Here is a 7,039-nt window from a genome sequence, read left to right on the forward strand (position 1 = left end):
CATATGCGCATCGCCTCCATCCGCCAGGGCGTCGTGCCCATCAGCAGCGCCATCGCCAATGCCTACATCGACTTCTCGAAGATGACGGCGAGCGTGGTCGCCATCACCGTCGAGGACGGCGCGGGAAAGCAGGCCACCGGCTACGGCTTCAATTCCAATGGCCGCTACGCGCAGCCCGGCCTGCTCGCGGAACGCTTCATCCCGCGCCTGGAAGCCTGCGACGCCGCGGTGCTGACCGCGCCCGACGGCACGCTCAACGTCGCCGCCGCTTGGTCGGCGATGATGCGCAACGAAAAGCCGGGCGGGCATGGCGATCGCTCCGTCGCGGTCGGCGTGCTCGACATGGCGCTCTGGGATGCCGCGGCGAAGCTCGAGGGCAAGCCGCTGTGGCGTCTGCTGGCCGACCGCTTCCGCGGCGGCGAGGCCGATGACGCCGCCTGGGTCTATGCCGCCGGTGGCTACTACTATCCGGGCAAGGGCGTGGACCAGCTGGTCGAGGAGATGAAGCGCTACCTCGGCCTCGGCTACACCACGGTGAAGATGAAGATCGGCGGCGCGCCCGGCACGGCCATCAAGGACGCGCTGCGCGAGGACGTGGCACGCATCGAGGCGGTGCTGAAGCTGCTCGGCAATGACGGCACGCGCCTGGCGGTGGACGTGAACGGCCGCTTCGGCCTGCATGCCGCGCTGGCCTACGGTGCCGCGCTGCAGCCTTTCAACCTGCGCTGGTACGAGGAACCGCTCGACCCGCTGGACTACGCGACGCATGCGACGCTGGCCGAGCACTACGCGCCGCCGCTGGCGACCGGCGAGAACCTGTTCTCCATGCTCGATGCGCGCAACCTGATCCGCCATGGCGGGCTGCGCCCGGACCGCGACATCCTGCAATTCGACCCGGCGCTGTCCTATGGCCTGGTGGAATACCTGCGCACGCTCGAGATGCTGGAACAGCACGGCTGGTCGCCGCGCCGCTGCGTGCCGCATGGCGGGCACCAGTTCGCGCTCAACATCGCGGTCGGGCTCGGTCTCGGCGGCAACGAATCCTACCCCGAGGTCTTCGCCCCCTTCGGCGGCTTCGCCACCGACACGCCGGTGGTGGACGGGCGCATCCGCATGCCCGACCTGCCCGGCATCGGCTTCGAGGCGAAGAACGACCTGTGGGCGGTTCTGAAGGACCTGTGAGCGCGCTGCCCGACGCCGTCGCGGCACGCTACCGCGGACCGACCACACGCGGCTTCGTGCGCGGCAAGCTCAAGCGCGACCCGGTGGTGCCGGCGCTGCTGGCGTTGCCGCCCTTCGGCGACGTGCTGGATCTCGGCTGCGGGCGCGGGCAGCTTGGCCTGGCGCTGCTGGTGGCGGGGCGGGCCACGGCGGTAACGGGGCTCGACCTCGATGCCGGCAAGATCGCGCGCGCCACGGCGGCCGCGGGCGACCTGCCCGCACGCTTCGCCGTCGCCGATCTCGCGACCGCGCCGCTGCCGCCCTGCGAGACCGCGCTCGTGATCGACGTGCTGGTTCAGATGGCGCCGTCGGCGCAGGACGCGCTGCTGGCGCGGCTCGTGTCAGCGGCACCGCGTCGCATCGTCATCCGCGCCTTCGACCCCGACCGCGGCTGGCGCAGCGCCTTCGGCCTGGCAGTCGACCGGCTGCGGCGGCGGTTCGGCGCCGACCTCGGCCTGGCCGGGACGGTGGCGCCCCGCCCCATCCCCGTGCTGCGCGCACCGCTCGACGCCGCCGGCTACGCCGTGACCGTGACGCCCTGCTGGGCTGGCACGCCCCTGCCGAATGTGCTTCTGGTGGCGGAACGCTCATGACCCTGCGCATCGCCCCCCTGCTGCTGATCGCCCTCGCTGCCCTGCCGGCGCGGGCGCAGCAACTGCCTGTCTTCGAGGCCGGCATCGCCGGCGGTGGCGGCTGGCTGCCGGCCTACCCGGCCTCCGACCAGAACCGCTGGCGCGGGCTCGCGGTGCCCTACATCATCTATCGCGGCAGCGTGTTCCGCGCCGATGACAGCGGGCTGCGCGCGCGCGCGAGCCTGGCGGACGGGATCGAACTCTCGGTCAGCGCCTCGGGCGGGGTGAATGCCTCCTCGAACGACGTCACGGCGCGGCAGGGCATGCCGGACCTCGAATGGCTGGGCGAGATCGGACCCAACCTGCGCTTCACGCTGTGGCGCGGCGAGGACGAGGCGGCCCCGCAGCGGATCGTGCTGGACACGCCGGTGCGCGCGGTCTTCTCGACCGACTGGACCTCGGTTTCCTTCCGTGGCTTCACCTTCGCGCCCGACATCGCCTATGAGCACATGCACTTCCTCTCGCCCTTCGCGCGGCTGCGCGTGTCGGCGGGGGTGGTGTTCGGCACCGAGCGCTATGCCGACTACTTCTACGACGTGGCGCCGCAATACGCGCGGCCCGATCGCGTGGCCTACAACGCGCAGGCCGGCTACTTCGGCTCGCGCGTCTCGGTCTCCTACAGGCTGCCGCTGAGCGAACGCTTCTCGGTCGTCGCCGGCGGGCGGGTCGAGAATTTCTCGGGCGCGGCCAATGCCGACAGCCCGCTGTTCCGCAGCGAGTGGAACGTCTCGGTGGTGGCGGGCTTCGCCTTCTCCTTCTGGCGGTCGGAGGCGACGGTGAACGCCGCCTCCCAGCCCTTCGACTGACGCGCGCGCGCGCTTCAGTGGTGCCCGGTTCCCCGGGCGCCGGCGGCCTCGACGGCGAGTTCCACCTGCACCTCCCCGGCGCGTTCGAAGCGCAGCGTCAGCGGCACGCGCGCGCCCTGCTGCATCGGCGCGGTGAGGCCGATCAGCATGATGTGGAAGCCACCGGGGCGTAGCTCCACCGTCTGCCCTGGCGCGACCTGGATGTCTCGCACGGGGCGCATGCGCATCACGTCGCCGTCGCGCTCCATGCTGTGCAGTTCCACCGCGCGCGCGATCGGCGTGGCGGCCGAGATCAGCCGGTCGGGCTGCGCCCCGCCATTGCGCAGGCCCAGGAAGCCGGCGCCGTTGCCGTTGGCGCCGGCGGCGCGCGTCCAGGGATGCAGGATGGCCATGTCGCCGGCGGCGTAGTCATGCGCGGCCGCCGGCCGGGCGGCGAGCGCGAGCGCGGCGCCGAGCGCCCCGCGGCGGGTCATGCTGGTCATGCCCGTTCTCCGTCGTGTCCGCCGGGTGCGGCGACGCGTGGGCCGGCCTTGGCCGGTGCATCGGGATGGACGAGCGCGACATTGGCGGTGGCGCAGGACGACGCCGCGAATGAGAGGCGAGTCATATGAATGATCCTTCGCGAAGGCGATGAGGGTCCGCACGCGGTCGCGCGCGGCGTGTCGGTCGTCAGGCGAAGGCGGGTGGTGCCCTGGGCGCGAAGGGGGGCGCGCGGGCCGGCGGGGGCAGGGTCTCGGCGCCGGCGACGTGCCAGGCCGGGCGACCCCCGGCCCAGGCGAGGGCAGGGACAGCCGGCGGGGGCGGCATCACGGCCTGCGGCAGGGCGGTGCAGACGACGCAGACGCCGGCATCGGGTTCCGGCAAGGCATGCCCGTCCGGCCCGACCAGGATCGTGCGCTCGACGCCCGCCGGCGAGCACAGCACGGTGAGCAGCCCAGCCGGCGTCGCGGCCATCGCCAGGCAATGCGCCGGCGCCAGCACGACCTGCACCAGCAGGACGGCAAGGATCAGGCGCGCGATGCTGCGAAGCGGGCCGGGCACGGGGCGGGACTTACCGGTGCGCCGTGGCATCGGCAAGCGCGCCGGTATTCACGCCGCCGCGCGCGCCGCCAGGTCGTATTCCACCTCGGGCGTGTAGACCGAGGCCTCCTTGCCCAGGCGCGAGGAGAACAGCGTGAAGTGCTGCACGCGCACCGTGCTCGCGCGGAACAGGTTGTGCGCCTGGACATAGGCCACGACCTTCTCCGGCGGCGCGCGATCGACCCGTGCCAGCGTGACATGCGGGGAGAAGCGCTTGCGTTCCGGCGGCAGGCCGATGCGCTGCAGCGCCGTCTCGATCTTGCCCTGCAGGTGCGTGAGCGTTTCGTTGCGCTCCGCCCCGACCCAGAGCGCGTGGATGCGCCCCGCCTTCTCGAAGGTGCCGAGGCCGCGCAGCGAGAGGTCGAAGGCCTGGCCGCGGATCACCGTCAGCGCGTCGTCAACTTCCTGTGCGCGCCAGTTCTCGATCTCGCCGATGAAGCGCAGCGTCAGGTGGTAGTTCTCCGGCGGCACCCATCTCGCGCCGGGGATGCCCCCCGCCAGGCCGGCGACTTCGGAGCGGATCTCCGCGGGTAGGGCGAGGGCGACGAACAGGCGCAGCATGGGCCCCCCTAGCATTTTCAAGCCAGGCGAGATCGCCTGGCGACTCGGAAAATGCGACCGGACAAGCGGTCCCGCCGGGCAGGTCAGCCGTTGGGCACCCGCACCAGCAGCGATTCGACGGAAGGCAGCATGCGACGGACCAGTTCCGCGACGCCAGTCTCATTGGGATGAATCCTGTCGGGCTGGTTCATCGCGGGGTCGCCGGCCACGCCCTCGAGCAGGAAGGGGTAGAACACGACCTCGGGCCGCGCCTGCGCCAGCGCGGTGAAGGTCGCGGCGAATTCCCGCCCGTACTCGGCGCCGAGATTGGGCGGGGCAAGCATCCCCGCCAGCATCACCGGCAGGTTGCGCGCGCGCAGCGCATCCAGGATGGCGGTCAGGTTCGCCGCGCTGGCGCGGGGTTCGATGCCGCGCAGCCCGTCATTGCCGCCGAGGGCCACGATCACGGCATCCGGCCGGTCGGCCAGCGCCCAGTCGAGCCTGGCGCGCCCGCCCGCCGTGGTGTCGCCCGACACACCGGCATCGATCATGCGCACCTGGCGGCCGCGTTCGCGCAGCGCCGCCTCGAGCCGCGCCGGCAGCCCCTGCCCGCGCGCCAGCCCGTAGCCCGCGGTGATCGAATCGCCCAGCATCATCACGCGGATCTCGCGCGCTGCCGCCGATGTCGCGGCCAGCAGCGGCAACACTCCGATACAGCCGGAGAGTTTGCGGATCGCCTCGCGGCGCCCATATCGGGCCGGAAGCCGCGGAACCAGAACGCCCATGGATGCCCTTCCACATGCCGCACCGGACCCTGCCGGGACGCAGGCCGGATCGCCGTTGATCCAGGCCCTGAACCTCTCCTTCCAGGTGAGGGCCCAGGCCGGGGAGATCAATATCCTGCGCGGCGTGGACCTGGCCGTTGGCGCTGGCGAGGCAGTGGGCATCGTCGGCCCCTCGGGTTCGGGCAAGACCTCGCTGCTGATGCTGCTTGCGGGGCTCGATCGCCCGACCGGCGGCACGCTCAGCGTCGCCGGGCATGACCTCACGCGCATGAACGAGGACCAGCTCGCGGTATTCCGGCGCGACCATGTCGGCATCGTCTTCCAGGCCTTTCACCTGGTGCCGACCATGACGGCCCTCGAGAATGTCGCGGTGCCGCTGGAATTCGCCGGCCGCGCCGACGCCTTCGACCGTGCGGAAGCCGCGCTGCGCTCCGTGGGGCTGGGGCATCGCCTGACGCACTATCCCGGTCAGCTCTCTGGCGGCGAGCAGCAGCGCGTCGCCCTGGCGCGCGCCTTCGTCGCCGAACCCAAGCTGCTGCTGGCGGACGAACCCACCGGCAACCTCGACCGCGGCACCGGCGGGCATGTGATGGACCTGCTGTTCGGCCTGCGCGAGCAGTTCGGCACCACGCTGCTGCTGATCACCCACGACCCGCTGCTGGCCGAACGCTGCGAGCGCCAGGTGCGCATCGAGGACGGACGTATCGTCAGCGACGGCGCGCGCTGAGATGAAGACCTTGGGCCTGGCGCTGCGCTTCGCGCGCCGTGACCTGCGCGGCGGCGTGAAGGGGCTGCGCATCGTCCTCGCCTGCCTCGCCCTCGGCGTCGCCGCCATCACCGCGGTCGGCACGCTGCGCGCGGGGGTCGAGGCCGGCATCGCCGCCGATGGCGCCCGCATCCTGGGCGGCGAGGTCGAGGTCGCCTCGCAGCAGGGCTCGCTGCCCCAATCACTGCTGGATTGGGCCGCCGCGCGCGGCGCGCGGATCTCCCGCATCACCCAGATGCGCGCCATGGCGGTGGCGCCGGATGGCGAGCGTACCCTGGTCGAGCTGAAGGCGGTGGACGAGGCCTATCCGCTGTTCGGCGAGCTGCTGCTCGACCCCCCCGGTATCCTCATGCCCGGCGAAGTGGCGGTCGAGCGCGTCGTGATCGACCGGCTGGGCATCGCCCCGGGCGCGACGATCCGCCTGGGCGACGCCACCTTCCGCCTGCGTGGCGTGATCCTGGCCGAGCCGGACAAGGTCGCAAGCCCCGCCATCTTCGGCCCGCGCGCCATGATCCCGCTGGCCGACCTGCCGGCCACCGGGCTGATCCAGCCGGGCAGCCTGGCCAACTGGGAAATGCGCTTGGCGCTGCCGGAGGGCACGTCCCGCCAGGCCTTCGCCAACGACTTGCGCGCCGCCTTCCCGCAGAACGGCTGGCGCATCCGCACCGCCGACGCCGCCGCGCCCTCGGTCAACCGCTTCGTCGACCGCGCCGCCTTCTTCTTGACGCTGGCGAGCCTGACGGCGCTGCTGGTGGGCGGTATCGGCGTCGCGACGGGGGTGCGGTCCTGGCTCGACCAGCGCGCGCGCACCATCGCCACGCTGCGCTGCCTCGGTGCCTCGCCTGGCGTGATCTTCGCGACCTACCTGATGCAGGTCCTGGCTTTGGCGTGCCTCGGCATCGCCATCGGCCTCGCGGCCGGCTTCGGCCTGACCATGCTGGGCGCCTGGGCCCTCGCGGACACGCTGCCGGTGCCCCCGCGCATGGGCGTCTATCCGGCGCCGCTCGCGCTGGCCGCGGTGTACGGGCTGCTGACGGCGCTGGCCTTCGCGCTGTGGCCGCTCGGGCGCGCCATGGAGATCCCCGGCGCGGCGCTGTTCCGCGACGCACTGCAGCCCTCGGGCGCGCGGCCGCGCATCGCCCTGGTCGGCGCCACCGTCGCGGCCGGCGCGGCGCTCGCGGCGCTCAGCATCGGCACGGCGGAGAAGCG

The 7,039-nt window shown here is 72.5% G+C and carries 9 protein-coding genes; 5 read left to right on the forward strand and 4 right to left on the reverse strand.

All coding sequences use genetic code 11. The features are described from left to right. Positions 1 to 3: 3 nt before the first annotated feature. Genes HW578_RS05600 through HW578_RS05610 form a run of 3 tightly spaced genes read left to right on the forward strand, consistent with a single transcriptional unit; the run spans position 4 to position 2,659 of the window. On the forward strand, positions 4 to 1,182 hold the full coding sequence (locus HW578_RS05600) for an enolase C-terminal domain-like protein (RefSeq protein ID WP_198369559.1): 1,179 nt from the start codon (positions 4 to 6) through the stop codon (positions 1,180 to 1,182). After that, positions 1,179 to 1,814, forward strand: a complete 636-nt coding sequence (locus HW578_RS05605) for a class I SAM-dependent methyltransferase (RefSeq protein ID WP_198369560.1) — start codon at positions 1,179 to 1,181, stop codon at positions 1,812 to 1,814. Before HW578_RS05600 ends, HW578_RS05605 begins: the two co-directional genes overlap by 4 nt. Continuing rightward, a complete protein-coding gene (locus tag HW578_RS05610; RefSeq protein ID WP_198369561.1) occupies positions 1,811 to 2,659 on the forward strand; it encodes a MipA/OmpV family protein in 849 nt (282 codons plus the stop codon). Before HW578_RS05605 ends, HW578_RS05610 begins: the two co-directional genes overlap by 4 nt. Before the next feature lie 14 nt (positions 2,660 to 2,673). Here the strand turns inward: HW578_RS05610 and HW578_RS05615 are convergent, their stop codons facing one another. The 4 genes from HW578_RS05615 to HW578_RS05630 form a co-directional block, all read right to left on the reverse strand. Then, positions 2,674 to 3,141, reverse strand: coding sequence for a copper chaperone PCu(A)C (locus tag HW578_RS05615; RefSeq protein WP_232478700.1), 468 nt, complete (start codon positions 3,139 to 3,141; stop codon positions 2,674 to 2,676). Positions 3,142 to 3,328: 187 nt separating this feature from the next. Continuing rightward, entirely contained in the window at positions 3,329 to 3,700 is a 372-nt protein-coding gene (locus HW578_RS05620) for a DUF2946 family protein (RefSeq protein WP_198369562.1), read from the reverse strand. 48 nt (positions 3,701 to 3,748) lie between these two features. After that, on the reverse strand, positions 3,749 to 4,300 hold the full coding sequence (gene thpR / locus HW578_RS05625; RefSeq protein ID WP_198369563.1) for an RNA 2',3'-cyclic phosphodiesterase: 552 nt from the start codon (positions 4,298 to 4,300) through the stop codon (positions 3,749 to 3,751). An 83-nt stretch (positions 4,301 to 4,383) separates the two neighbouring features. After that, positions 4,384 to 4,986: an arylesterase gene (locus HW578_RS05630; RefSeq protein ID WP_369407828.1), complete on the reverse strand. Its 603-nt coding sequence runs from the start codon at positions 4,984 to 4,986 to the stop codon at positions 4,384 to 4,386. 133 nt (positions 4,987 to 5,119) lie between these two features. On the opposite strand from HW578_RS05630, the gene HW578_RS05635 reads away from it, so the two are divergent. Both HW578_RS05635 and HW578_RS05640 read left to right on the forward strand, forming a co-directional pair. Continuing rightward, entirely contained in the window at positions 5,120 to 5,791 is a 672-nt protein-coding gene (locus HW578_RS05635) for an ABC transporter ATP-binding protein (RefSeq protein WP_232478701.1), read from the forward strand. Between the two features lies 1 nt (position 5,792). Further along, on the forward strand, positions 5,793 to 7,039 hold a 1,247-nt coding region (locus tag HW578_RS05640), incomplete at its 3' end, for an ABC transporter permease (protein WP_198369566.1).

The organism is Roseomonas rosulenta, assembly GCF_016106005.1.
In the GTDB taxonomy this organism is placed as follows: Bacteria; Pseudomonadota; Alphaproteobacteria; order Acetobacterales; family Acetobacteraceae; genus Neoroseomonas; species Neoroseomonas rosulenta.